Origin of the sequence: Marivita sp. (assembly GCF_048006345.1) — a bacterium.
Classification (GTDB): Bacteria; Pseudomonadota; Alphaproteobacteria; order Rhodobacterales; family Rhodobacteraceae; genus Marivita.
Genome location: NZ_CP180351.1, coordinates 2577065 through 2603592, shown reverse-complemented (window position 1 = coordinate 2603592; position 26528 = coordinate 2577065). Strand labels below are relative to the sequence as shown.

Annotated in this window: 21 protein-coding genes; 13 read left to right on the top strand and 8 right to left on the bottom strand. The window is 60.6% G+C overall.

Features of this window, described 5'->3' with window-relative positions:
• Positions 1-67: 67 nt before the first annotated feature.
• The 4 genes from ACMVPR_RS12790 to ACMVPR_RS12775 are packed head-to-tail and all read left to right on the top strand — an operon-like array spanning position 68 to position 2506.
• Positions 68-259 (top strand): DUF6494 family protein, encoded by a 192-nt coding sequence (locus ACMVPR_RS12790; RefSeq protein WP_292267676.1) that lies wholly within the window; start codon positions 68-70, stop codon positions 257-259.
• 2 nt (positions 260-261) lie between these two features.
• Complete coding sequence (locus ACMVPR_RS12785; protein WP_416883201.1) at positions 262-1326, top strand: Mrp/NBP35 family ATP-binding protein; 1065 nt, start codon at positions 262-264, stop codon at positions 1324-1326.
• Positions 1323-2027, top strand: a complete 705-nt coding sequence (locus tag ACMVPR_RS12780) for a DUF4444 domain-containing protein (protein ID WP_416883200.1) — start codon at positions 1323-1325, stop codon at positions 2025-2027. Before ACMVPR_RS12785 ends, ACMVPR_RS12780 begins: the two co-directional genes overlap by 4 nt.
• The gene (locus ACMVPR_RS12775; protein ID WP_416883199.1) at positions 2027-2506 is read left to right on the top strand and encodes a DUF6505 family protein; all 480 of its coding nucleotides are present in this window, start codon (positions 2027-2029) and stop codon (positions 2504-2506) included. Before ACMVPR_RS12780 ends, ACMVPR_RS12775 begins: the two co-directional genes overlap by 1 nt.
• A gap of 48 nt (positions 2507-2554) precedes the next feature.
• On the opposite strand, the gene ACMVPR_RS12770 is transcribed toward ACMVPR_RS12775, so the two are convergent.
• A complete protein-coding gene (locus ACMVPR_RS12770) occupies positions 2555-3259 on the bottom strand; it encodes a DUF1194 domain-containing protein (protein ID WP_416883198.1) in 705 nt (234 codons plus the stop codon).
• 133 nt (positions 3260-3392) lie between these two features.
• Here ACMVPR_RS12770 and ACMVPR_RS12765 point away from each other — a divergent pair, with 133 nt between their 5' ends.
• A complete protein-coding gene (locus ACMVPR_RS12765) occupies positions 3393-3800 on the top strand; it encodes a c-type cytochrome (protein WP_416883197.1) in 408 nt (135 codons plus the stop codon).
• A 120-nt stretch (positions 3801-3920) separates the two neighbouring features.
• The gene (locus ACMVPR_RS12760; RefSeq protein WP_416883196.1) at positions 3921-4667 is read left to right on the top strand and encodes a methyltransferase domain-containing protein; all 747 of its coding nucleotides are present in this window, start codon (positions 3921-3923) and stop codon (positions 4665-4667) included.
• 6 nt (positions 4668-4673) lie between these two features.
• Here ACMVPR_RS12760 and pepT read toward each other — a convergent pair whose 3' ends face one another.
• Positions 4674-5912 (bottom strand): peptidase T, encoded by a 1239-nt coding sequence (gene pepT, locus ACMVPR_RS12755; protein WP_416883195.1) that lies wholly within the window; start codon positions 5910-5912, stop codon positions 4674-4676.
• 169 nt (positions 5913-6081) lie between these two features.
• On the opposite strand from pepT, the gene ACMVPR_RS12750 reads away from it, so the two are divergent.
• The 5 genes from ACMVPR_RS12750 to ACMVPR_RS12730 all read left to right on the top strand — a co-directional run bounded on the left by ACMVPR_RS12750 (position 6082) and on the right by ACMVPR_RS12730 (position 14251).
• The gene (locus ACMVPR_RS12750; protein ID WP_416883194.1) at positions 6082-7794 is read left to right on the top strand and encodes an FAD-binding oxidoreductase; all 1713 of its coding nucleotides are present in this window, start codon (positions 6082-6084) and stop codon (positions 7792-7794) included.
• Between the two features lie 113 nt (positions 7795-7907).
• Positions 7908-9614, top strand: coding sequence for a hypothetical protein (locus ACMVPR_RS12745; RefSeq protein WP_416883193.1), 1707 nt, complete (start codon positions 7908-7910; stop codon positions 9612-9614).
• Positions 9611-11539: a ferritin-like domain-containing protein gene (locus tag ACMVPR_RS12740; protein WP_416883192.1), complete on the top strand. Its 1929-nt coding sequence runs from the start codon at positions 9611-9613 to the stop codon at positions 11537-11539. The genes ACMVPR_RS12745 and ACMVPR_RS12740 overlap by 4 nt, the downstream gene beginning before the upstream one ends.
• Positions 11536-12855: a radical SAM protein gene (locus ACMVPR_RS12735; protein ID WP_416883191.1), complete on the top strand. Its 1320-nt coding sequence runs from the start codon at positions 11536-11538 to the stop codon at positions 12853-12855. Before ACMVPR_RS12740 ends, ACMVPR_RS12735 begins: the two co-directional genes overlap by 4 nt.
• A complete protein-coding gene (locus ACMVPR_RS12730; RefSeq protein ID WP_416883190.1) occupies positions 12842-14251 on the top strand; it encodes an NAD(P)/FAD-dependent oxidoreductase in 1410 nt (469 codons plus the stop codon). Before ACMVPR_RS12735 ends, ACMVPR_RS12730 begins: the two co-directional genes overlap by 14 nt.
• Here the strand turns inward: ACMVPR_RS12730 and ACMVPR_RS12725 are convergent.
• From ACMVPR_RS12725 to ACMVPR_RS12710, 4 genes are all read right to left on the bottom strand, one after another.
• Positions 14161-17439, bottom strand: a complete 3279-nt coding sequence (locus ACMVPR_RS12725; RefSeq protein WP_416883189.1) for an AAA family ATPase — start codon at positions 17437-17439, stop codon at positions 14161-14163. The genes ACMVPR_RS12730 and ACMVPR_RS12725 overlap by 91 nt on opposite strands.
• A 398-nt stretch (positions 17440-17837) precedes the next feature.
• Complete coding sequence (locus tag ACMVPR_RS12720; protein ID WP_416884655.1) at positions 17838-19955, bottom strand: SulP family inorganic anion transporter; 2118 nt, start codon at positions 19953-19955, stop codon at positions 17838-17840.
• 176 nt (positions 19956-20131) lie between these two features.
• Positions 20132-20839 (bottom strand): Crp/Fnr family transcriptional regulator, encoded by a 708-nt coding sequence (locus ACMVPR_RS12715; protein ID WP_416883188.1) that lies wholly within the window; start codon positions 20837-20839, stop codon positions 20132-20134.
• Between the two features lie 394 nt (positions 20840-21233).
• Positions 21234-22415: an alpha/beta fold hydrolase gene (locus ACMVPR_RS12710; protein ID WP_416883187.1), complete on the bottom strand. Its 1182-nt coding sequence runs from the start codon at positions 22413-22415 to the stop codon at positions 21234-21236.
• Positions 22416-22569: 154 nt separating this feature from the next.
• On the opposite strand from ACMVPR_RS12710, the gene ACMVPR_RS12705 reads away from it, so the two are divergent.
• A complete protein-coding gene (locus ACMVPR_RS12705) occupies positions 22570-22764 on the top strand; it encodes a hypothetical protein (protein ID WP_416883186.1) in 195 nt (64 codons plus the stop codon).
• Between the two features lie 362 nt (positions 22765-23126).
• Here the strand turns inward: ACMVPR_RS12705 and ACMVPR_RS12700 are convergent, their stop codons facing one another.
• A complete protein-coding gene (locus ACMVPR_RS12700) occupies positions 23127-23618 on the bottom strand; it encodes a VOC family protein (protein WP_416883185.1) in 492 nt (163 codons plus the stop codon).
• 222 nt (positions 23619-23840) lie between these two features.
• On the opposite strand from ACMVPR_RS12700, the gene ACMVPR_RS12695 reads away from it, so the two are divergent.
• Complete coding sequence (locus ACMVPR_RS12695) at positions 23841-25226, top strand: IS1182 family transposase (RefSeq protein WP_416882398.1); 1386 nt, start codon at positions 23841-23843, stop codon at positions 25224-25226.
• A 193-nt stretch (positions 25227-25419) separates the two neighbouring features.
• On the opposite strand, the gene ACMVPR_RS12690 is transcribed toward ACMVPR_RS12695, so the two are convergent.
• The gene (locus ACMVPR_RS12690; protein WP_416883184.1) at positions 25420-26523 is read right to left on the bottom strand and encodes a BMP family ABC transporter substrate-binding protein; all 1104 of its coding nucleotides are present in this window, start codon (positions 26521-26523) and stop codon (positions 25420-25422) included.
• Between the last annotated feature and the right edge of the window lie 5 nt (positions 26524-26528).

Genomic DNA, 26528 nt, shown 5'->3' with positions numbered 1-26528 from the left:
TGCGCTGGCTTACACCCGTCAACGCTTCGCCTCGCAAAGAACGAGGGAACGCCAAGGGAGATAACCGATGAGCGATGATTTCAACATGTCGATGCGCAAGTTCCTCAAGCAGGTTGGGGTGACCTCTCAACAGGCCATCGAAGAGGCGATGCGCAACGCCGACACCAGCGGCAAGTCCTTCGAGGCAAAAGTGATTCTGACGATCGACGGTCTCGAGCTTGAGCATGTCGTAACCGGCACCATCAAGGGACAGGACTGACTGTGGCCCTGGATCGTGAGGCGGTTCTGGCCGCACTGAAAGCCGTGACCGATCCGGTCTCGGGACAGGATATCGTGGCTGCAGGTATTGTCCGCGCGCTGAACGTGGATGGCGGTGCGGTGCGGTTCGTGGTCGAAGTGACCCCGGACAAGGCCGACGTCTATGGCCCGGTGCGCCAAGCCGCCGAGGACGCGGTGAAGGCGCTGGGTGCGGCCAGCGTGTCGGCGGTGATGACCGCGCATTCCGCGCCGAAACCGCCGCCCGATCTCAAGGGCGGGGCGAAGCCAAAACCGGCAGGCCCCGAGAAGATCCCCGGTGTGGACCGGATTCTGGCGATTGCGTCCGGCAAGGGCGGCGTCGGCAAATCCACCGTGTCGGCAAACCTCGCCTGTGCGCTAGCTGCCGAAGGGCGGCGCGTTGGCTTGCTTGATGCGGATGTCTATGGCCCGAGCCAGCCGCGGATGCTGGGCGTGTCCGGTCGTCCCGCCAGCCCGGATGGAAAGACCATCCTGCCGATGCGCAATTTCGGTGTGACCATGATGTCCATCGGTCTCATGGTGAACGAAGGTCAGGCAGTTGTCTGGCGTGGTCCGATGCTCATGGGCGCGTTGCAGCAGATGATGATGCAGGTGCAATGGGGCGCTTTGGATGTGCTTCTGGTGGACCTGCCGCCGGGCACCGGTGACGTGCAGATGACCCTGTCGCAGAAGGCGCATGTCGATGGCGCGGTGGTGGTTTCGACCCCGCAGGACGTGGCGCTTCTGGATGCGCGCAAGGGGATCGACATGTTCAACCAGATGAACGTGCCGATCGTCGGGCTGATCGAGAATATGTCGACGCATATCTGCTCCAATTGCGGCCATGAAGAGCACATCTTTGGCCATGGTGGGGTGGCGGCAGAAGCGGCCAAGATCGGCGTGCCCTTGCTGGCGGAAATCCCGCTGCATCTGGACATCCGCAAGGCGGCTGACGGCGGTGCGCCCATCGTGGTGTCGAAACCCGACAGTGCTCAGGCACAGGCCTTCCGTGATCTGGCCCGCACGCTGATTGCCGCTGGCAAGGCATGACCTCTGGTCCGATGTTCCCGCCCTTGATGCAGGGCATCAACGCGGCGGGGGCCGACCCGTTCGAGGCGGCGTGCTCGGAGGCAGCGCAAGGCTGTGATGCGGGCACGATCCTCTATGATGTGACGCCCGAACGGTTGCAGGCGGCCATCGTACTGGCACCCGAAGTGCCGTTGGCGGATGCGGCGGCGATGCTGCCACTGACCGGGGTCGCGGTGCAGAATGCGCTGGGCGCGCTGGGTCCGTCGGAACTTGCGGTGCATCTGTGCTGGGACGGGCCGATCCGGGTGAACGGGGCGCGCTGTGGATATGTGCGGGGCGCGACGGATGTCTCGGACGTGGCGGAAGAGCCCGGCTGGCTGGTCGCCGGGTTCGAACTTGTCTTTGCCCGGCCGCACGTGGCGGGGGGCGAAACACCGGACGAGACCGACCTGATGAGCGAAGGCTGCGGCGACCTGACCCCGACTGATCTGCTGGAAAGCTGGTCGCGGCATCTTCTCAACTGGATCAGCCGGTGGGAGGACGAGGGCATCGGACCGCTGCACGCTGAATGGTCCGGTCTGGCGCATGGGATAGGCGCGGACGGGACATTCCTTGGCCGCTCTGGTCACTTCCTTGGGCTGGATGAAAAGCTTGGCCTCTTGCTTCGGACCGAGGGGCAGACCATGCTCCTGCCGGTGACCGACCTTTTGGAGATCCGTTGATGAAACTTGCCCGTGCCATCCATTTCGACGAAAGCGACCAGCGCGTCTTTCATTCCCCGGCACGCACGGGCGAATGGTGTATCTCGGGCGGGTTCGAGTTTTCCAACTGGTCCGAGGGCGATCTGGAGGGCCGCGCGAAACAGGCGTTCACGAACGGCTGGCTCGGGGCCGAGACCTTTGGCCGGGTGAGTTTCGTGGCGGTGACGCAGATGGAGCCGGTCGAGCATGAAGCGCTGGTGCATGGCCTCGCGCAGCATTTCGTCGACATGTATGGCGCACCGTCGGTTGAGGCCGCGCGGCCCGTGGCCGAGGCCGAAATCGCGCATATGGCGGAGCTGTGCGACGAACATGCACCCAACACGTTGCTGACGGTGAGCCGCGAGTTGACCGAAGCCGGGGTGAAGGAAGCGTTTCGGGTGATCGAACCGCAGGAGGCGGATATGGCGCTGCTGGCTGTGCACGGGTCGCTGGACGAGTAAACCTTTCGACCGTCATCCTCGGGTCGAGCCCGAGGATGACGGTGTACTCTATCGCGCCTCAGCCACGTCCTGCGTCGGCATCTCGCCCGAGATCTCCAGGATCAGCTTGCGCTTCACCGCTTCCGCGAATGAATCGCGGTTCTCGGCGGTAACCACAAACGCCCCCAGCCCGCCGATGATCTGCGCCTCGTACTGCGCCTCAAGCCCGCCTTGGGCGCGACCGGGATCGTCCGGGCGCAGGATCGGCAGGGCGTTGATCGTCACGCCAGCGGCCAGCACCGTCGCGCGGGCTTCTGCGATGGAGGGGCCGGAATAGCTGCGCACAGAGTCGCCGGAAAAGTCGATCACCCGCCGCCAGCCGTCAAACTCGTTGGTGTCCATCAGCCGCAACCCGTCGAGCAGCGCCGCGCCGATGGCGTTGCGCCCATAGGCCTGGCGCGGTTTGTTCAGCAATTCGGCGGCAAAAAGCGTTGCACTTTCCGGCCCGTCGATCTTCATCCAGTCGGCAACCACCGCCGTGTTGGCCGCCCATTCGACGTAGGTCACGGCAATCGAGCCATAGGCCGTGTTGGCAATCGCGGCGAGCACCTCCGGATCGGTGATCGCCTGCGCGTAGCCTTGGCGTTGGAAGTCGATCTCGCGCTGGTCGATGGAACCCGAGGCATCCGCCAGCAGCACCAGTTCGAGGTCGGTGTCTTGTGCCATGGCCGGGCCGGCAAGGCATAGAAGAAGGATCAGAAACAGGCGACGCATGGCAAACCCTCATGACACACTTCAACAAAGCTAGGGCATCCGCGCCAAAGCTCAAAAGGATTGATCCGGATCAACGCGGGAACGGTGCATTTCAGGCAGGCTTGCCTCAGCTTTGGTCAGATGGAGTCTCCTCATGCGACGTGTTCTTGCCGGTCTCACCCTCATTGCCCTGACCGCCGCGCCCGTGATGGCGCAGGATGTGGATCACGGGCGCGCGCTGTTCCAAACCCATTGCGCTACCTGTCATGGTGCTGATGCCAAGGGGCAGGGACCTTTGGCGGGGGCGCTGGTGTTGCAGCCTGTTGACCTCACCGCGCTGGCGTCCCGCAATGGCGGTGTCTTTCCGTTGGAGCGGGTGCTGAAACGGATTGACGGGACCGACCCGCTGGTCAGCCACGGATCGCCCATGCCGGTCTATGGCCCGTATTTCGAAGGGGTCGCCAATTCCGCGATGAAACTACCCAGCGGTCAGCCAATGCTGGTGTCCGAGCCGATTGCCGATCTGGTGGGCTATTTGCAATCGGTGCAGGCGGGCAACTAAGCCTGCTGATCACATGGTGTTTTCGCGCATCGCTGTGCGGGAGGATCGGCACAGTCCGGGTTGCATTGCCTCCCGTCCCGGCGGAAGGTGCGGCGCACCCGTAACCAGTGAGAACTCTCCATGTCGATACCCGATACCTTGGGCAAGCTGCTGATCGAGACCGTCAAGGGACATCAGCTTGGCGGGGCGTTTCTCATGCTGGGGCGGCAGGGTTTTGTTGGCAGCCGCCGGGGGCAATCGGCCAAGGATTTCGAAGTTGCGATCCAGACTCATCTGCCGGGCCTCACCGAGGACGATCTGCGCAACCCGGACAATGCCTATAGCGAGACGTTCTTTGCCAAGCTGGGGTTTGACAGCGTGGATTCGCTTGATTTTTCGGATTTCGAGAACGCGAGTGTCATCCACGACCTGACGCAGCCCGTAGGTGCAGACCTAACCGCGCGGTTCGACGTGATCTACGACGGGGGAACGTGTGAGCATGTGTTCGAACTGCCCACCGCCTATCGCAATATCGACCGGATGCTGCGTCCCGGCGGTGTGCTGATCGGGCATTCGCCTTGCAACAACTGGATCAACCACGGCTTTTATCAGATCACCCCAGAGATGGTGTACGGGTTCTGGCAAAAGGCCATGGGATACGAGGTGCTCGACCTGCTGTTGCAGCCGATCCGCCCGGCCCATGCGGCGAAGACCGCACGTACGACAAACCCCAACGAAACCGGTGTGCGCCCACGCATCAAGGGAGAGCTTCCCGCCGGATCGCCGGTGATCCTGCATTACGTCGTGCGCAAGCCGTTGACCGAACAGGCGCAGGGCGGGGTATACCAGACGGATTACATGAAGCGCTGGTCAGACGACGAAGACTAGCTGTCCTCAGCCTGGATGCGCGGCACGTTCCGCAATCCGCACGCAGAGGTCCGTTGCCTTTGTCATGTCCTGCACCGACACCCATTCCAACGGGCCGTGGACGTTCTGCATGCCGGTGAAAAGATTGGGGCAGGGCACTCCCATTTCGGTCAGGCGTGAGCCATCGGTGCCGCCACGGACGGGTGCTGAAATCTCTGGGATGTTCAGATCGGCCAGTGCCTCGCGGGCCAGTGTCACGGGGGTCATGTCATCCTCAAGCCAATAGCGCATGTTGCGATATTGTGGGGTGATGGTGCAGGTGATCTCTGCGCGGGGTTCGGTGGCGGCGATGGTGTCGCAGACCTGCCGCAGAAGCGCGCCTTTGGCCTCCAGCCCCTCGCGTTCGAAATCGCGCAAGATAAAGCGCAATTCCATCTGGTCAGCGTTGCCGCGCATGTCGACCGCGTGGATGAAGCCTTCGATGCCATCCGTGGTCTCGGGCGTCATGGTGACCTGTGGCAGGGTGTCGATGATCTTGGACGCAAGATGGATGGCATTGACCAGCTTGCCTTTCGCCCAGCCGGGATGGATCGACACGCCGGTGACGGTGACAACGGCAAAGTCGGCAGAGAAGGTCTCGTAGGTCACTTCGCCCAGATCGCCGCCGTCGAAGGTATAGGCGAAATCGACACCCAGATCTGCGGGCAATTTGGGATCGACCCCACGCCCGATTTCTTCGTCCGGGGTAAAGGCCACACGGATCGTGGGGCGTTTGATCTGCGGGTTTTCAAGCAGGTGCCGCGCGGCGGTCATCACGATGGCCACACCCGCCTTGTCGTCGGCCCCCAGCAGGGTCAGACCAGAGGCGGTCACGATGTCATCCCCCACCTTGCCCGCGAGATAGGGAAAGGCCACTGGGTCGAGCACCAGATCGGGATCGTCGGGATAGGTGATCACCCCGCCATTGTAGCCTTCGATCACACGCGGCTTCACACCCGTCGCGTTGAATTGCGGCGCCGTATCGACATGGGCCAGAAAGCCGATGGTCGGGCCGGGGGCGGTGCCGGGGATTGTGGCGATCACGGTGCCATACGGCGTCTTGGTCACATCCTGCGCACCCATCCCAGACAGTTCGGTGACCATCAGATCCAGCATGTCGTGCTGACACGCGGTCGACGGCGATCCGGGGCGGTCCATGTCCGACTGGCTGTCGATGGCGCAATAGCGGACCAGACGGGTTTTCAGCTCATCGTGGAAGGGGTGCATGGAAGGCTCCTGTGGGGTCTGCGCCGAAGGGGCCGGAGGATGCCCCAAGAGTCAAGGCACCGGGTATGGCTGAAATCGCCTGCAACATCTTGATCGCAAAAAAAACCTTAGGACTCGAGCAGCTTTTGTGGCTAGGCTTCATGATTATTGTAGTTCGAGGATTTTCGTTTTGACTCATAAAGATCACCGGGGCCACCACGGCAAACACGATGCCGCTTGGAAGACCTTCAAGAAGAAAGAGACGGGTCTTCCCTCTTACAAGCCAAAGCACTTTGCCAAGCTCGAACAGCGCGTCAGCGGTCGTGTGCAAGTTGCGGGTGCGCCGGGCTATAACGATGACCGCATGGTTTTCATGCACACCTACCAGCAATATCCGCAGGTGATCGTCTATTGCGAATGCGAGACCGATGTGGTGGCCGCGCTGAAGTTCGCACGCAAGTCGAGGCTCATGGTTACGGCGCGGTCGGGCGGGCATTGTACCGCCGGGTATTCCGTCAACGATCAGGTGGTCATCGACACGTCAGGTCTGAACCACGTGATCGTCGATGAAGACGCGCCTTCAGTGCGTTGCGGACCAGGCGTGGCCTTTCGCAAACTGAACCGGATGCTGGAGTATCACAAGCTGCACCTGCCGGGTGGCGGCTGCGAGACCGTGAACGTCGCAGGTTACATGATGGGCGGAGGATACGGGTTTACCTCGCGCCTGTTCGGTATGAATTGCGACCGGGTCACGGGCGTCAGAATGGCGCTTGCGGATGGCAGTATCGTCAATGCGAATGCGCAGGAAAACACGGATCTGTTCTGGGCCGTGCGCGGTGGTACCGGCAACCAGTTCGGCATCCTGCTTGAGATCACCTACGATCCTGTGCCGCTCGACCGCAAGTTCTTTGGCTTCGGCCTGCGCTGGGATATGCGCCATAAACACGAGGCGGACATCGCAAGGGTGTGCCGCGTGCTTGAGCTTCTGCAAGCGGAGTATTCGAATTGCGCGCCGAAAAAATCGGATTGCGAGCCGAAAAAATCGGATTGCGAGCCGGAAAAATCGGATTGCGAGCCGGAGTATTCGCATTCCCAGCCGGAGTATTCGAATTGCGAGCCGGAAAATTCGAATTGCGGGCCGGCAAAGATGGGGCATCAGGCGCTGCTGATGTACCTTCCCGACGCAAATCACCCGGACGGTCAAATCCCCTGCCTGTCATTGCGGGGTCTTTATGATGGCACGCGGGACGAGGCCAAGCCGGCGCTTGATCCTTTACTGGATACGCTTGAAGACCCGCAAAAGGACGTCGAGATCTGGACGCACAAGCATCGCTACACGCGGCTTAACGAGATATTGCTTCAAACCGTGAATCCGCCCGGCAATGACATGCCGACCGTGTCGATGAACACCAAGCCGCTGGTTGAAGGTTGGCTTATCAACGAACACCATACGGCTGACCGTTGGCGCGAGGTTGTGGAGCATTTCCTAAACGCACCGGACAAGACCTGTTTCATCGCGCTCGAATTCTACGGCGGAGCGATTGCTGATCGTGATCCCACGGAGATGGCTTTTGTTCATCGTGACCCGTCGGTCGACATGTTCAGTTGGGCGTTCTGGACCTTCGACAGCCACAAGGATGCGACCGTGAAATGGCTGGATGATCTTGGAACCATCGCCAAGGCCATGGGCAGCGGACGACGGTATCAGAATTATCCGCGGCGTGGGACCGAGGATTTCCTGACCGCCTATTTCGATGTGAACCTGACACGCCTGCAAGAGATCAAGGCCGCGTATGATCCGCATAACATGTTCTGGTTCGAGCAAAGCATCGGCCCGAAACCGGCCCCACCTGAAAAACACCCGCGCAAGCAAAGCGACATCAAAAATGGGGAGCCCTCCTGATGGACAAAGACACCCCCAACACATGCTCTCACTCCGATCATGGCAACTGTGGCCCCTGGTGCGGACGCGATCCGAAGAAAGGACGTCTGCTTGGGATCTACTTTGATCCTCCCATGGCGATCGCGCGTGTCGGAGGATCGAGGGAACCGATGCCTGCCTACCGCTGGAAGCTGGACGAGAACCCGTCGCGCGGTGTGCAGACGATGATCGAACCGGCGCCAAGCCTTATCGAGACCTCGGTCAAGGGCAATGGGCACCATCCCTATACCCTCAAGGTCGAAACCCCGAACAAGGTGGTCTTCAAGGATCGTCACGGCAGGATCAAGCCTGTTGCGCCGTTCTTCGAGCTTTGGGCGCGGGTGCAGGATTCCGATGGCAGTGTGGTCAAGGTTCCGGTCACAGCGGCCTTCCTCGAGGCACGGGGAACTTCGCTCAAACACCTGCGATTCACTGTCGTCGCCGCCAATCGCAAGGCCGAGGCGCGCACGAAACTCGCCTCTTGCGCCGCCATCGCGCGAAAGGTCTTTTCCGCCGACAATTACAAAACGCACCACCTCGACGCGATAAGCCCCCATACCGAAGGGCAGGTCCCCTTGGTGCGCGAAGATGCGCCGCTGCCTTTGGGGAAGATCCGGACCTACAAGCCCAACGGGGACAATCCCAGTTGCCAGACGCGGCTTGACCAGATCCGCCTTCGGTTCATTCCCGGCAAAGGCGACGCCTACGGCCCACCCGAAGCCTCGAAGGCACCGGCATCGCCCTTGCCACCCGGCGCTTTTGCACCCGCGGTGACGGAGTACGGGCGCATCCACAAAATGACCCGCAAGGAGAACCGCATCCTGAGTTCGGACACACCTTGGTTGGGCTACAATTTCCGCACCGACAACGCGCCGAAATGGCCGACGCCGATGGACAGCTACGACGGCGCACGGGTTGGATCGGGTAACAGCTGGGGGCTGATCGACGACACCTGCGATCTGGTCATCACGGCGGAAATGGCCGTCGATGGCGTGGCGTATAGCGCGCAAGCGCGGTCGATGGCCGGTCCGCCCGATTTCGCACCCGACAAGCGACCGATGTATTCGATCCGAGACGAGTTGGAGGATCGGGATCTGCCCCCGGCAGAACTTGACCCGGAGACCACACCGGTCGAGGTGCTCGACCTTTTCCGCCGCATCTTCGAGACCGCCAGCCTGATCAATCTGGATCAGCGCCGGTCTTGGGCGCTGGACGGAAATGCACAGCTTCTGGCGGAACCCGATGGCAATGATCCCGATTGGGACGAGGGTCTCACGCCCCGCCTTGGTCCGAAATCCATGCGTGCGGATGATGCGCCCTATGCCAGTCTCGTGCCGGAATACACACCGGGGCAGGGCGACACGATCGAGCCGCGTTCGGGCGCGCATGATCGGTTGCCCTACACTCAGGTCGTGCAGCAGGTTCACGCCCGCATGTGTGACAGCCCCATCCTGCGGGCGTTTCTGGTCCGCGATCCTGACCGCGTGCGGCGGATCATCCGGCCACCCTTTGCGCATGTCGCCGAATTGCCGAAAATTCCGGGCGTACAACCGGACCCGCAAGTGGACTTCGGCGACCGGGAAGATCTGAAAGACATCACGTTCCGCGACCCGCGCGCGACCCGGGCGCAAACCTACGATATGCGGATGCCGCCCTACATGCGTCATTCGATGGGCGTGCCGCTGTCGGTCACGCGCCGGCAATACGACCTGCTGATGAAGTATCTCGACAAGCTGGAAGGCGAATGGCGCCACACCGTTCAACCCAATCTCATAGATGATGTGACGGAGGTGTCGTCATGAAGGACGAAAAAGACGTAAGCCCGTTGCAGATGAACCTGGCGCTGACGCCCGAGAAAGTGGGCAATCCAGTCTATACCGAACCGGTGCTGGGCAATCCGGTGTCGACCCTGATGGATTCGGGGGTCGGGAATTGCTTTCCGGGACTGGAGTTCGACCTGCGCCAGCTCGACGTGCGGTTCTTCCCGGGACTGGTGTTCGAATTTCTTGGCGTCACACCTGCAGGACCTGATGGCACGCAGGGTGCACGACTGGTCTATTCTGATCCGGCGGGCGACCCGATTATCGCGGATCACTTTACCCCGGACGGCCCCGCTTGGGTCACCGACCTGAAAAAGCAATTCGCCGGACCTGCCGGGTCGGCGCTGGGCGGCGGCACGTGGTATCTGCATTTCGTCGAACAGGACGGCAAGCGGATCATGATGTACGACTACGCGCTCTATCAAAACGCGGCTGGCCTGACGCCCTACGAAGGCGAAACCGTCTGGTGGATCATTCGTCTGATCGAACCCGACAAACCCCTGACCATTGGTCTGACGCAACGCGCGGAAGACGGATCGCCTGCGGGGGTGCCGGTTGTCCTGACCGGGCAGCGGCGTCGCTTTTTGAACGACGAAGGCATGATTGACCCGGTGTATCATCCCGGCGAACTGACCTCGTCGATGTGTAGTCCGTGGACGCATGATTTCCGCGATTGCGCCTGCCACTACTGGGCCTCGAACCACCCTGACGTGGTGTTGGGAGAGGTCGATGACCCGCAGCAGATGCTGCCCAACCGCACCGACAAGGACGATGCTGCGCAGGCCGTGACGTTCATCGACTGGCTGCGTCGTCGCCATGATCCGTTGAAGGATGTCTCTGCTCAGACCACTCTGCCCAAGGCGCGGCCGGATCGGTATGACCCTTACGAGATCAACCTGCACTGGGAGCAATTGGACTTCGTTCTGCAAGGTCAGGAGGTCAAGGAGACCCCAAGTGCCGCAGAACTGTTGCGGCTCAATCAGTACGAATCCGTCGAGAAAATGGTCGAGGACCTGAGCAAGCAATTGGCTGGCATGGAGCTGACATTGGCGATGGAGTATCTTTACGCCTATTTCAGCCTGCGAACGCCGGACGAGGTGACCGCCGAACAGGAAACGGCCTGGCCCGGTCTGCGCGAGGATTTGCGGGCGGCCCGACAGTTGATCCTGTCTGTCGCGCTCAGCGAAATGACCCATTTGCGGTGGGTCAATCAGACGCTCTGGCTTGTGCATAAAGCCTTCAAAGACAAAGATCTGGGCGACTACAAGCCTTGTCTCGACGCAGCCAAAACCGTGACCTTGCCCGGAGGCAAAATTACGGAAAAGCGCTGCAAAGACAAATACAATTCTGTGGAATCGAACCTTGATGAGGCCGTCAAGGAAGCCGAAGCGAAGAGGGACGATCCCACCGAAGTGGTACGACCCCGTTCCTTGCGGCGCGCCACACAATGCGTGTTGGCCGAATTCGTGGATGTTGAACGACCGGAGGGGCATCTCGACACGGAATACAACAACCTTGTTGGTCTTCTGCGCATGTCAAAGGATCCCTACCCCGAAGGCTTGTTCCAGCTTGCCGTGCGGATCGACAGCGACGGGATGCAACACTACCAGAAGTTCCGGGATGTAAAGCGGTTCCTGGCACCCTATGCGGAACAAGAAGAGCTTTATCTGCGCCCGATCAAGGCGGGTGATCCGGAAAACCCGGAGGTGAAACCAGCGGTTGACCAGATCAAAGCGGCCTTGGCGGCCCTGCACGATGCATATCTGATCGAAGCGGAACTGGGCGACATGCCCAAGGCAAACGCCAAGATCAAAGAGGCGCGGCTGGCCATGCATAAACTGAACGACATCGCTCTTGATCTTGCGAAGAAGAACATCGGTGTGCCGTTCTTCGCGGCGTTCCCGTGACCTTGGACTTCGCTGAAACCGAAGTGCGCCCAAGCGCGCTGGCCCATGTCGCGGGTGACGTGTTGCTGATGGCAGAGACCGCCGCGATCTTCGGGCTCTCGCAGGACGACGCGCACCGCATGCAGCGGGCTTTGCTGGCTGGAGATGCGTCCACCCAAGAGGAGCTTTCGCGTCTTGGTCTTGATGCGCCGATGCAGGTTGGTCCACCAAAGGTCAATGTGCATCCGGTGCGGGCACTGGCTTTGACGGTGTCGCAAACCTGTAATCTGGCTTGCGGCTATTGCTATGCGGCGGGCGGAAGTTTCGGCGGTGCGGACACGCGTATGGGGTGGGACGTGGCAAAGCGGGCCATAGATCAGCTGATCGCGGGAACGGTTCCCGGGGGCGGGGTCAAGATCGCCTTCATGGGCGGCGAACCGATGGTGGCGCGGGATTTGATCCGCCACTCTGTGGCCTATGCTAACGAACGGGGGGCCACGCGTGCGGTCCAGGTGGGCTATTCGCTGACCACCAACGGAACGCTCATCGCGCCAGAGGATGCCGAGTTCTTCGCGCGGCACCGTTTTGCTGTCACGGTCAGCCTTGATGGCGGGCGCGAGGTCAATGACCGGCTGCGCCCCGACAAGGTGGGCAAGGGCAGCTTTGACCGGGTCGCGCAGCGGATTGCGCCCTTGCTGGAACGACGCGATCGGATCCAACTCGGCGCACGCGTCACGGTTACGCCGCTCAACCTCGATGTGCCAAAGGTGGTCGATGATATCGGCGCACTTGGGTTTGCATCGGTTGGCGTGTCTCCGATGATTTCATCCCCGACGGGCAAAGGCAGTTTGGCGGGGCAGGATTTTGCGCGGTTGCTCGATGCGATGACCTCGTGTGGCGATGCCTGGTTTGATGACGTAAGCGCAGGGCGGGATCACCCATTTGCCAATCTTGCGACGGTGCTCGGCGAATTGCATCGCGGCCAACCGCGCAGCCACGGATGTGGCGCGGCACGCGACTATCTCGCGGTTGATGCCGAGGGCGCGTATTCCGCCTGTCATCGTTTCGTCAAAGACCCGCTTGGCGCCATGGGAACCCTCGAGTCCGGAGCGGATGATGCCGCGCGTGCTGCGTTTCTGGACGAACGGACGGTGGAACGACAGACGCCCTGCCAAAGCTGTTGGGCGCGCCGCCTCTGTGGCGGTGGGTGCCACCAGGAGGTTCTGCATGCCGGACGGCCGGCCTGCGATTTCGTGAGAGGGTGGCTCGACTATGGGCTGCGGTCGTACAAGAAGATGATGGTGGCCCGACCAGATTGGTTCGATGACAAGGCATAAGGCGGACGTCGTCATACTTGGCGCAGGGCCGGCCGGTAGTATCACGGCACGGCAACTTGGCCTTGCGGGTCTGGACGTGATCCTGATCGACGCAGGGGCGGACACCAAAAGCCACCAGATCGAGAGCTTTCCCGCGTCAGGTGCGCCCTTGTTGGACGATATCGGTCTGCTGTCGTTGGTTTGCGAAGTCAGCGACGGCCCTGCTGCTGCGATGCGGCTGAACTGGCGGGATGTTCCCGAGCTGCGTGTCTTCGAAGGGGATGGCCCGCTTCTGCTGCGGCGTGAGGATTTGCACAACGCGCTGCGCGCTGAAGCAGGGCGGCACGTGCGCGTTCTGCCGACCCGGTCGCGCAAAGTTTCCGACAACGGCCAGGTCGCAGAGGTCACAACCGATGCCGGGGCGATCTCGTGCCGAATGGTGGTGGACGCCCGTGGACGGAGCGCGGTCAAGCGCCCGGCGTCGGACCTTGTGGCCCTCCCTTTCAGCGCGCGCGGCGCTGTTGCCGAACACACAATGTGGCTGGATGCTTTGCCGAATGCATGGCTATGGGCGGTCAGTCTGGCCGGTGACGAGGTGCATGGTGCGTTGTTTCAGACAGCAGCCACGCTGTCGGGATCGACGACGCAGTCGCGGTTTGCCTATGCACGCCAGCAACTTTCGGGGGCTTCGCCCTTTGCGGATGCCGCGTTGGTGTCTGTCGGACCTCCGGTCGCTGCGGGTTTGTCTTATGTGTCAGACCCGGTTGTGTCACCCCGCCATGTCCTTGTCGGGGATGCGGCGCTGGCGCGTGATCCGATCGCGTCTCACGGGTTGGTGCATGCAATCCGCAGCGGTGTTCAGGCGGCGATCGCCGTCCGCACGATCCTTGATCCCGAGGCGGACAGCAGTGCGGCATATGCGTTTCTGCGCCTCAAACACACAGAGGCCATTGCCGCAGCACAACAGGCGACCGCCAGAGCCTATGGCGATCAAATCCGCGTCTCAGGACCGTTCTGGTCAGTGGTCGAGGCCCCCGACGAACCGGCAAAAGTGCCAGACCTTGGCGGCGGTCCGCTGACTTTTGCGGCACCGCTGACGCGGGCTCCGTTGCTGGACAGCGAGCGTATTCGCTGGGCTCCGGCCATCGAGCTGCCGGCCCGGCGTGACGTCTTCATTCGGCAAGGCAGCCTGACTGCGCTGGATGTCGCGGTGGCCTGCCGTCCCCCCGCGCCATTGCAGGACATCGCAGCCCGGTTGGGGCGCGTCCATCCTGCGCGGCTGGTTCTGACTGTGCTCGATCACCTTATCGCGGGCGGTGCATTTGTTCAGGCCCCGTTGGCCCGGCCAAGCAAGGCATGGGCGCGTTTCACGTCCCATGCATCATCCAGGGATACCATTCCCGACAGCGCATCCTGAACCGCGCTCAGTGTTTCAGGGCGGAGATCGCCCTCGGCAATGTCACAGGTGATCCGCAAGGTTACCGTAGAAGCATGTGTCCGCATGGCACAATCAAGCGCCTCCTTGCGGAGTTTCTGCGCCGTTGCCCGGTCATTTCGCGCCGCCGCCACGCGGGCCTTCATCCGCAAAAGCTCGGAGGAGGTCCAGGTTTCGCCTGTCTTTGCTTCGGTTTGCGCCCCGTCGATCAAGACCGCTTCGGCCGCGTCGAGATCGCCCGCACGGACGTAGACTTCCGCCAGAACCGAAGCAAGCAAGGGTCCATAGTTAAAGGGGTTTGCGGCGCGAAATTCAACAACACGTTCGTCCAGTTCAGCCAATTCCTGTGTCGTTGGTGTCGATGCTTGAAGGCACAGCTGCGTTGCGAACGGGAACAGACGTGTGGCAGCCCGCATCACGCGGATGCCGTGTTTTTCGGCCACCGCCTGACCTTCTGCAGCAATGTCCTTCAATTCCGATCCGTGCCGCGCCATCGCGCCCCACATGACGCGGAACGACACCGCTTGCGCCAATGAATGCGCGTGGTCGATGTCGCGGGAATGGTCGATGGCAAAAGTACCGAGCTGCCGAGCGCGCTGCACATCGCCGCTGATCCAGAGCGACATCGCAAGGAGCGCCGAAGTGAGTTCGGCATGGTCATAACCATGCAAATGGCTGATAGGCAGATCAGTGTCGTGGTCATATCGATCAAGCGCCTCGGTGAGCCATTTCTGGGCAGTCACCTGATCGCCGGTGTGAAGTGCAACAGCTCCGATTGCGCGGTGTGCGATCTTTAAGAATGTATCGTTTTGGCTCAGTTCCGAGGTTTCCAGAAGCAGCTTTGCCTGATGTTTGGCCTTTGGATAATTGGCGCGCACCAACGCATGGGAATAAAAACCGTAGAGCGCCATCAATTCGGCGTTTCTGTCGCCGATGGCACGGGCGAGGTCGGCGATCTGCTGGCCCAGTTCGGCGCTTCGATCGGTGGCAATCCCGAAACGGGACCGTTCGACAGAGGCGAGCCCGGTGATTGCGCGCAATCGTTTTTCTGTAACCTCGGAACTGCCGGGCAGGCGGATCAGCGCGGCATCCGCCATTTCAAGGAAATGACCAGCCTCGACAAGAGCAGACCGCTTGAGAAAGGTCTCGCCCGCAGCCAAGGCGTGGACCGAGGTATTTTGCCAGTCCTGTGCTGCTTGGGCGTGTTTGGCAAGAATTTCGGGCCGCGCCTGGGTCAGATCCTGCAATGCATCAAATGCCGCCGCGTGCAGTTTGCGACGCACAGGCCCGTCGATCTGTTCATAGATCACATCACGATAGGTCTTGTGTCGGATACCGATCGCATCCAGCCCGTCCACACGCTGCCGTTCGATCAATCCTGCGGCTTCCAATGCGTTCAGCGTCGTGTCCCGTGTCTCGTCGACCAGCGGGAACGCGTCGTTCAGCACATTGATCGGGACATGCGTGCCGAACACCGCAAGCGCTTCGATCAGGCCGCGCCCGGCCTCGATGGAATCGAGCCGTTTGGACACGGTTTCGTAGATCGTATGGGGGACGATCACTGCATCGGTCACTTCTGGAAACTCGTGGCGCGCAAGCGCCTCTGCCAGAGTGGTCAGCATCAAGGGGTTGCCGTCGGCGTGATAGAGTATGTTCTTCCGAACAGCATCGGGAATAGGTTTTCCGGCCAGCGTGCGGAATAGCAGCGTGTTGGCGCTGGTTTTGCTCAGCGGTTGCAGTTCGAGCGTTCTGTGCGCTGGGGTGCTGTCCCAGATGTCACTTGCCTCGTCTCGGGTCACCGCAATCATCAGGATTGGAGTTCCGTTCTCGGCAGCTTTCTTCGCGGTAAAGGACAGGAGGGCGCGGGTCGTGTCGTCTGCCCATTGGGCGTTTTCGACCACCACGAGACCGGGTGTGTCTGGAGCGCCGATCAGCCAGTCGGCAAGCAGATCAAGAACAGAGTCGCGGTCTGTTGATGAAAGCGCTGCGCCATCTGTCGGATCGTCACCGAGATGCAGGAAGCTTGCTGCGCGATCCGCGAGGTCTTGGGTCGGGGCATTCAGCAGAGTCGAGACGAGCGGCCCGTCGGGCTGTGTTTCTGCAAATGCGGAAAGTGCGTCCGCAACCGGGCGCAACGGCGATTGCGCGGCCATAGCCGTGCAGCGAAGTTGCACCAAATGGGCCGGGCTGGGATTTCCCGATGCGAGGAAGCTTTGCACCAAGGTCGATTTACCAAGGCCGGCATCGCCTGAAACGGTCAACGTCACGGCTGACCCTTCTTGTGCTTGGCGCCAGGCCTCGGAGAGGATCTCAAGGTCTGCATCGCGTCCGATCATGAGCGCCGGCATGGTCGGCACGTCCTGCGAATTTCGCAGGCCGATCAGATGGTAAACGTCTACCGATTCCGACATTCCCTTGAGGGGGTGTCGTTCGGCGCTGCCATAGGCAACCGAACTTTGGGTCAGGTCACGGGTCTTGGTGTCGACCGCGCAAGACTGCGGCTGGGCGACGGTCTGAAGTCGCGCGGCGCGGTTTACCACGGGACCGACAAGGTGAATTTGCCCACCGGGCCCATCTCCGTCCTTGAGACCCACAGCGGCTTGGCCGGAGGCAATGCCGATGCGGGTCTTGATCGAGATGGGATCGTGTCCGTCTAGAAGCACCGGCGCATCCGCCAACCGCTGTTGCAGGTCTTTTGCCGCCAGCACGCAGCGTTCGGCAAAACCCTCGAGCACTTTCGGATAACCGAACAGCATCACAAGGCCATCGCCCTGCGACCCTGCAAGATATCCGTTGTGATGCTGTGCGACCTTGGATGCGATGTCGTAATAGTGCTGAAGGACGATCTGCATTTCGTCAATTTCAAGCCGTTCACCCAACTCCGTGGAGCCGACCATATCGCAAAAGAGCACGCTCAATCGGCGCAGTTGAACCGGGTTGGTTGCCTTGGCCTTCGTGGCCTCCGGTGTCGCAACTTTGTCCGCCATCGCTTTCAGACCGAGCAGCAACTTTTTGCGCTGGCCGAGGCTGAGCCCGAGTTCCTTGAGGTCTGCGTCCTCGAGCAGTGGCAGAACCGTCATGTCGATATCTTCCGAAGTCAGTTTCTCGTGCAAATCCGAGAGGTCGGTTTGCTCTAGAAACTCAGACAAGTTCATTGATATCAGAGCCATAAAGGCGTCGTCTCCGCGTCTAACTCAGGTGGCCAAGCGCGCGTCCTGACCGCGAAAATCTACACCAAAAAGGCGGGGTGTTGCAAACGCCGTAACGCCCCTTTGTAACGTTACAACCAACCCGGTCCTGTCCCCGCTCACCCGCTCGTTTACAGCGATCAATTTGAGTCAGTGTCTGTGCGGATCGACGTTTCGATTTCAAAACGACGGTCATGGGTTCCACGGACACGGCTGTGCCAATTCTGGTGGGAGGATCCGAAACACGGGGAGCATTGAGGTCATTGGTACCCTCGTAGTGCCCCGCGCGCAGCCGCAGCAACGGCAAGCCGGTGCCTCAAGTCCGTATTCAACTTACGACGTTTTGTGCGGTGGTCAGTCGACAGCACCGCTCTCAAAACTCAGGCACCAAGGTCGCGCAAAAGCTGGGTTGTTCGGCTGAGCCGCCTGGCCAAGCCACCAGCGATTGCCTTGTGAAACGCCAAGGCTGCCGCAGGATTTGTCTGTTCCAGTTTGTCAATTCTGGCCATGTTGATCCGCAGAACGACCGAAGGAACGCTTGCCACGATATCGGCAGATCTGGCCTTGCCGGAATAATAGGCCATTTCACCGATGACGGCCCTTGGCCGGACCTTGGCCACCACCCCGACCTCGCCATCGCTGTCGGGAACGAGGATCTTCAGCTCGCCTGACTGGAGGTAATAGATTTCATCTGACGTCGCACCGAGTTTGACCAGAACATCCCCTGTCGCCAGATCTATGCGATCCAGAACGCCGTCGATTGGCATTTCGGCCCCGAAGGCGTCTATCTGCGGCGATGGCTCAGCTGCAGAGGTTGTCTCCGTCTTCTGATGGTGGGTAATTACGATATCCTCGATATGCTCCAGCGCCTCGCTAAGGGTGTCGAAGAAATCGACCTCCTGTCCGATCAGGACGGACTGCATTCCGGAGAGCGTCTGCGGCGGAAGCCCTGAAAGAACGAGCTTTACCTCGTGATCCGCGCAGTCGGACGCAATGCGCGACAAAACCCGGATCGTAGAAATGTCGACACCTGATGCATGGCCAAAATCAAGAACCAGACATTCCGTTTGCGGGTCTTTCGACGCAATGACGGTCCGCATTTTTTCGCGCAAGGCGTTGGCGGATCCGAAAAAGAGAAAGCCGGAGAGTTCCGCAATTTTGACGGCGCCGCCGAAATCGGCCAAGAGCCTCAGTTCCGTGTCTGGACGCTCAACCGGCGATCTGCGAACGCGAAGGTCGCTTTCCGATCGGATGAGATCAAGCTTGGCGTAGGACACGATGAAAAGCCCGCAGGCGACCAGCAAGCCGACCGCAATGGCGGTCAGAAACCCAAAGGCGATTGCAATGACCGGGATCAGCAAGACGATCGAATAATCCAACCGACCCAGCCGCCTGCGTTCTTCCCAAACCCATGAGTAAAGCAGGTCAATGCCCAGAAAGATCAGCACCGCTGCAAAAAGCCCGACTGGAAGACCCGACACTGTGTTTGCCCCAAGCAGAAGCAGGGCAAGGCAGCCCAGACCGCTGCTGATCCCGGCCAGTCGTCCCACCAGCCCGAGCCTGTTGGCAAGGATGGTTTCCGCAACGATGTGGTAGCCGGGAATGGCCCCGGCGAACCCGCTGAGAATGTTGGCGATCCCTGCGCCTTTCACCTCGGTGCTGATGTCGAAATCCCGTTTCAGGGCCAACTCCATTCCGGAGGCGTTCAAGGTTGCGCCTAACATGCAGGTTGCAATGATCGTCACGATAACCGGCGCCTGAGCGAGGATCATTCCCCAATCCGCTTGAACAAGAAGCTGGGGTCCAAGACCGTCGAGAAGGTTACCATCGGCAAACGGTCCAAGCAGGAGGCCGATGGATCGTGCCTCGTCCAGCGAGAGGCCCAGAATCCAAAGCATGGCATAAAAGCCAACGGCCGTCAGGGTGAGGGCGATTGGCAAAGCCATCGTGGATTGTGCCATGCGGGTCAGGAGCAGGATCGCAAGTGCGGCAACAACTGCGGGCATCCATTTGAGGGCCAGATCCGGCGCCAGATAACTGGTCCATGTCGCGGCTTTCGGCGTGTCCCCCAAAGCCACGTTAAGACCGCCAATAACAAGCAGCAATCCCGTTGCAGCAAGGAAGCCTGCCAAAACGGGGTAGGGCACGAAGCGCGCCACGTAGGCGAGCCTGAGATGCCCTATCAGAACGCCGACAAGACCCGTCATGACCGAGGAAAAAGCAGCGAGACAGGCCACTGTCGCAAACAACGCCTCACCGTCCAGTTCGCCTTTTGCAACAATGGTGGCAGCAGCGCCGGCCAAAAGGATGGCCGGAACGTCTTGTGGCGCAAGAATGGTTCCCCTGTAGGACAACGTGAACGCGCCGGTGAATGCGATCACGACGGCCCCCAAAAGCACCAGACCGATCCCACGATCCAGATAGGGCGCCAGCGCACCTTGGTAGATGATCGCCGCGAATGAGATGGCGAAAACGGCGGACACCAAGGCAGTAAACACCGCCCCGAACAGACTTCTTACAAGGGGCAGCACACACTTACTTTCTACTCAGAGCGCCATCTGCTGGGCCAAGCTTGGCTTCACTCTGTCTGACGATTGGTAACGCGGGCGTCGCATTTCGACAAGAAAAAGGGCAAGCTGCTTAAAGAGCCGAGACTTCTGCTGCGTTCTCGCATTCAGGAGCGTGAGAACACTGGTGCGGCTGAGTGTGGAGACGGGTTGGACGATGTCGAGAGAACCGGCGCTCCCGCTTTGGCAACCTTTTCAGCAAGGTCGAGCGATATCATGGTGTCCATGGCCAGACCGAACCGTGGGTCGCGTTTCACGCGCTTTCTGAGCGTTTTGACATCCCATTCCAACAATTCGGCAGTGTTTGCCACAACTGTCGAAGCCGATGCAGGATTTCGCGTCAGATATCCGACTTCGCCGACGAACACGCCATTTGAAATGGCAAACCGCGCACCATCCTTTTCAACCTCAACTTTGCCGTTGATCACGTAATACAAGGTTTCGATCGGTTCGTTGGCGCGGGTCATCGGATAGCCTGCTGGCCGGGTCATGCGTTTCGCTGCCGTCACAAGCCTGGCAAAGTCGCCCGGCGGAAGCGCTTTGAAATTTTCGTACAAGTCGCGGTATTGCCGCGGAATGGCCCATGCCGATCGTCGGTAGATCAATTTGATCAGGCCGATGAGGTTCGCGCTTCCGGTTGCCAGGCTGGCCCAGATGGCTGGCCAAAGCGGCGAGCTGTCGACGATTGCGTAATACCAGATATACAGCGCGGTCCCGATCAGCAGCATGATGCGCAACAGGATCTGATCGAGGATCAGATAACCCAGCACAAACATCCCGGCGGCCGCCAGAACCAATAGGTCAGAAGGGGACAAGTTTTGCACTCAGGATGCCACGTGGGTCAGTGATCGGTTGGTTCGGGGTGTCCCCTGGCGCGAAGTTTTCCACCAACACCAGACAAGCGCAATTCAATATTTGGCGGGACGTTTTGGACGCCGTCTCACATCTAGGCGCGGGCGGAAAACCTTGCCAGGGCGAGAAACGACCTGAGTGGTTCTTGCAGATGTTCCGACGAGACCCCAAGCGCGCTTTGAGATCACGTTATGTTTTTGAAGCCGTTGAGTGGACGGCACTTCGGGTTGGCCGTTGTCCAAATGGCAGTCGATGGCGCGATAGTGGGCAGTGGGGCAGTTCTATGAAGAAGGGCGCTTTGCGGCTCTTCTTGGGTAAGCTGAATAGGGGCAGGCGGGGAGGAGGAGAAATAACACATTAGCCGGTCAGGAACTCCGCAAGCGTACGGTTGTAGCTCTCCCAGCATGGGCTGCCGTGTAGGGGCACGTGGTTGGCAGTCTCCAGCACCACCAACTCGGCCCCGGGAATGCCTGCGGCCAGCTTCTGCGCCTGCGACAAAGGATGCACGGCGTCATCGCGCGCATGCAGGATCAACACAGGGCAACGCACCTGGCCCAGGAGATTCGCCACGGACGCCGCGTTGACCGCATCGCGGTTGCGCAGCATGACCTCGGGTGAGCAGGCGGCTTGCGTCATGCGCTGGACTTCGCGCCGTTCCTCCAAAGGGCCTTCGGGAAAGTAGGCCGTCGCGAAGCCACTCGCGAAGGCGCTTTCGGGCCGCGCCCAGCCCTCGGCGATCATGGCTCTCAACGCGTCGGGCGCGGCATCCGCGTTGCGCCGCGTCCGCCCCTCGACATATCCGCCCACGATCGCCAGCCGCGTCAGCCGCTCGGGGTAGAGCGCCGCGAAGGTCAGCGCTGTGATGCATCCGCCTGAAAAGGACACCGCGGCAAAGCGGTCAAAGCCTGCCGCATCGGCGACCGCGGCCGCATCGCGCGCCTCGACCTCAAAGTCATGGTCGCGCAAGACACGTTCCGACTGGCCGCTGCCCACATTGTCAAAGCGTAGGTATCGGGTGTGGCGCGCCATCGAGGAGATCCAGGAGCGATGAAGGCCGTAGGCCCATTCCATTTCCAGGTCGTGCAGCGACAAGAGGCCGAACCGCAGCACGGGCGGCCCCTCGCCGCTGACAGCATAAGCGATTGCGCTGCCATCCTCGCTTCGGCAATAGCGGATCCGCTGGACCGCCTCGGTGGAAGCCGGCGCCGCGACCGCACGCGGGCCGGTCGCCTCGCCCGAGACCTCCGCCACCAACATCAGCCCTCGCCGCGCAACGGTTCGGATGATCGCTTGCGTCTTGCCGGTGTCGCCAACAGCCTTGCGCGCTGCCGCAATACATGCGGACATCGCGGATTCCGAGACGATCCGCCCGCCCCAGACCTCTTCCACCATCCGGTCGCGCGTCACCAAGTCCCCGGCATTGCGCACCAGCAAATGGATCAGGTCAAATACCTTGGGTTCGACGGCCACCGCGCTGCCGCCTCGCGTGAGCGTCAGGCGGGCGTCATCCAGCGTGCAGTCGGCGAAATGGTGCTCCATGTCCCTCAAGTTACGCCGCTTTTTCGGTTCTGTCCTACAAGATTAAGCAGCCCAAACGGTTTCCCAAGGCAATCCAAAGGATTTCCAAGGGTCCACCTCAAGCAGGGGCGCAAAAGATCAGACACCATCGGAGCATCAACCAAGGAGCCACGCGATGATGACCCCAATGCACACCGACCTGATGAAGTACAGCACCCCCACAGCCCCGACCGAGCATGAGCGCCAGGCACTCCGCGCCCGCGGTCAGGCCCGCCGCGCCGCGTTCTCAGGCTTCATCAAAAAGATCTTATTGCACGTCTCGCGCTTCTCGGTGGCTCTGAAGCGGCTACGCGTCAACTCGCAGTTCTAATCTCCGCTCACCGACACATTTGAGTTCAGGCTAAGCTGCGGCAAACGATTTGTGCCTACCAGTCTCGAAGACGACCATGCAACGGATCAATGCCGCGGAAGGGCTCGAAGCGGCCATGCGGCGTTACGGCGTGCTGACCGCCTAGACGGGTGGCCACCCCAACCGGCAGAGACGGCCCTTTGCGGAACTTGGTCCATCGACCATGATGCTGCGGTGCGACCCGTCGAACCTGCCGTTCGCTACGGCACAAAATCAACTACACATTGGACGACTGCACAGCGGACCAAGCGGACCTTGGTTGCCGCATTCCGGGGGTCCGTTTCTCAAAATCGCGCAATTGCTCCGAGATGAGCCGTTGTCAGCTACGAATTGAGAAAAGTCTCCAAGTCAACCTGCTCATTGAACATCGCAAGGTTGCCAGCGCTATCGTACGGCCAGGCTTCTGTTGGCCTGTCACAATACATCTCTATCAGGATATTGTCCGGATCGTGAAAATAGACGGCTTCGCTGACACCGTGGTCTCTGACTTGCGGAACTTCGTCGCTTCCAACGTCCTTCAGATGCGTGATGACGCGTTGGACCGCCGCGATCAGTGCGTCTCGATCAGGATACAGAAATGCCACGTGATGCAGGCCGGTGCAGCTTTCGGGCGGCGGAGCGCCACCTTCACTCGACAAGGTGTTCAGCCCGATATGATGATGATATCCGCCGTACCCCAAAAACGCACCGCCAGTGCCGAACCGCTGCATGAGCGTCAGGCCCATCACGTCCGTATAAAACGCTATTGCACTCTCCAGATCTGATACCTTCAGGTTCACGTGCCCGATGCGTATAGCGTGGTTTTCCTTGTTCATTGCAGCCCCCAACAAGCGCGAAAGATGAGCATCTTTTAAGCCACTAACCTTCCAAGATATAGCCATTCATGCATTGCGCAGCATCGGTCGGTCTGGGCTCACAGCCGACATTCGTCGCGCGCCCTGTGGACGTCTGCATAGCGCCTATTCTGTTGAAAAACTCGCCCTTGATCGGAGGGCCGTCGGCTGATTCAATTCCTGTAGGGGATGGGAGGATTGGCGATGATGGGACGGCGGCAGGAGGCGCAACCGGCGCTGTTCTATGAGTTCTCGCTCGAGGATCATGTCCCGCAGAACCACCTGTTGCGGTCTATCGATCGGTTCGTCGATCTGTCAGGGATCCGCAGCTACCTCGCCGATTTCTACAGCCATACCGGGCGGCCGTCGGTCGACCCTGAACTCCTTATCAGGATGCTGCTGGTGGGCTATTGCTTCGGCATCCGGTCGGAGCGCCGACTCTGCGAGGAAGTCCATCTGAACCTGGCATATCGCTGGTTTTGTCGGCTTGATCTGAGTGACCGTGTCCCTGATCATTCGACCTTTTCGAAGAACCGACATGGTCGGTTCCGTGACAGCGAACTGCTACGGCATTTGTTCGAGACGACGGTCTCCCGCTGTATCGATGAGGGCCTGGTCAGCGGCCAGCGCATGGCGGTTGATGCCAGCCTCATTGAGGCGGATGCCAACAAGCAGAACTCGACGCCGAAGGAAGAGTGGGATCCGGCGCAGGTCGATCCGGCCGACGCGCCCCGCGCTGTGCGTGAGTATCTCGCCACCCTGGATGAGGCGGCGTTCGGTGCCGCGAGCGAGGTGCAGCCCAAGTTCACGTCCCATTCCGACCCGGCCAGCCAATGGACGGCCGCCCGCAAGGGCCCGGCATTCTTCAGCTATTCCGACAACTACCTGATCGACACCGACCATGGTGTCATCGTGGACGTTGAGGCCACGCGCTCAATCCGCCAGGCCGAGGTCGGTTCGACCAAGACCATGCTGGAGCGCGTGAAGACCAAGTTCGACCTTCATCCAGAGCGGCTGATCGCGGATACCGCCTATGGTACCGCGCCGATGTTAGGATGGTTGGTTGACCGCAAAATTGCTCCGCACATCCCTGTCTTCGACAAGTCAGGGCGCAATGACGGGACATGGACCCGCGCCGACTTTGAATGGGATGCGAAGAACGACCAATACATTTGCCCTGAGGGCCACGAGCTGAAGCAGTTCCGCCGGAACTACTCCGATCCCAATCGCGGCCCGACCGGCAAGGGCGTCGCCAAATACCGGTGTTTGAAGCACACCTGCCAGGCCTGCCCATCAAAGGCGCGCTGCTGCCCGAACATGGGCTTCCGGTCTATCACCCGCGAGGAACATGAAGATGCTCGGCAGGTCGCCCGCGACATTGCAAAGACCGACCAATACGTGATCTCGATGAAGCTGCGAAAGAAGGTCGAAATGCTCTTCGCCCACCTCAAGCGGATCCTTGGCCTGAACCGACTCCGATTACGTGGACCATGCGGTGCGAATGACGAATTCCTGCTCGCCGCCACCGCCCAGAATCTCCGAAAACTGGCCAAGATCTTTCCTGCACCGCAGAAAATGCGAAAAGCCTGACCAGAAAGGCGCTCGCTCGCTGTGCAGATCACCACTTTCTGCGCCAGCAACACGTTGTTTTTCCACAGAATCGGCGGAAAGCGACACTCCGGAACCACAGGCCCAACCACAAACCTCGACAAAAAAGCGCCCAGGGAACCCCCGGGCGCTTTCTGTCTCTCGCAGGCCCGGCCATGGCCGGGAATGTCCGAACTCAGTTCGGGATGTCGCCGGTGATGCCTTCGATATAGAAGTTCATGCCGAGCAGGGTGCCGTCGTCTGCGGTCTCGCCTTCAGCCAGCCATGCGCTGCCGTCCTGCTTGTTCATCGGGCCGGTGAACGGGTGGTATTCGCCCGAGGTGATGGCGTCGATCATCGCCTGGGCTTCGGCCTTCACGTCAGCCGGGATGGCGTCGTTCATGGCGCCGATGACGACTTCGCCTTCCGGCATGCCCGCCCAGCTGTCGATCTGCTCGTAGGTGCCGTCCATAAGCTGACCGACGCGCTTGACATAGTAGGGTGACCATTCGTCGATGATCGATGCGATACGCGGCCCCGGGGTGCCGTCGTCATTGGTGGTAAAGGCCGCCATGTCGGACGCCTGACCAAAGCCCCATGCCTTGCCGCCTTCCTTGGCGATCTCGGCCAGCGGTGCTGTGGAGTTGGTGTGCGCGGTGATCACGTCGACGCCCTGATCGAGCATGGCGCGCGCCGCGTCGGCCTCTTTCGCAGGGTCGAACCATGTGTAAGCCCAGGTCACGACGAGTTCCACATCCGGGTTCGCCAGCTTGGCGTGGTGGTAGTAGCTGTTGATGCCCATGATCACTTCGGGGATCGGGAAGGAGGCGATGTATCCGATCTTGTTGGTCTGGGTCATCTTGCCCGCGATGTGGCCCACAACCGCACGGCCTTCGTAGAAGCGCGCGTTATAGGTCGACACGTTCGGATGCTCGCGCTTGTAGCCGGTGGAATGCTCGAACTTCACGTCAGGGAACTTGGCCGCGACATTGTTGGTCGGGTCCATGTAGCCAAAGGATGTGGTGAAGATGATGTTGCAGCCCGACAGCGCCATCTGGGTGATGACACGCTCGGCATCCGCACCTTCCGGCACGCTTTCCTGCCACGCGATTTCGACCTTGTCGCCATAGGCTTCCTTGACCGCCAGGGCGCCCTGATGGTGCTGGAAGGTCCAGCCACCGTCGCCGATGGGGCCGACATAGACGAAACAGGCCTTGGTCACGTCCTGCGCCATGGCAGGTGCGCTGAAGGCAAGTGTCAGGCCCGCCGCTGCGGTGGCAAGTAAGGTTCTGCGGATCATAGATA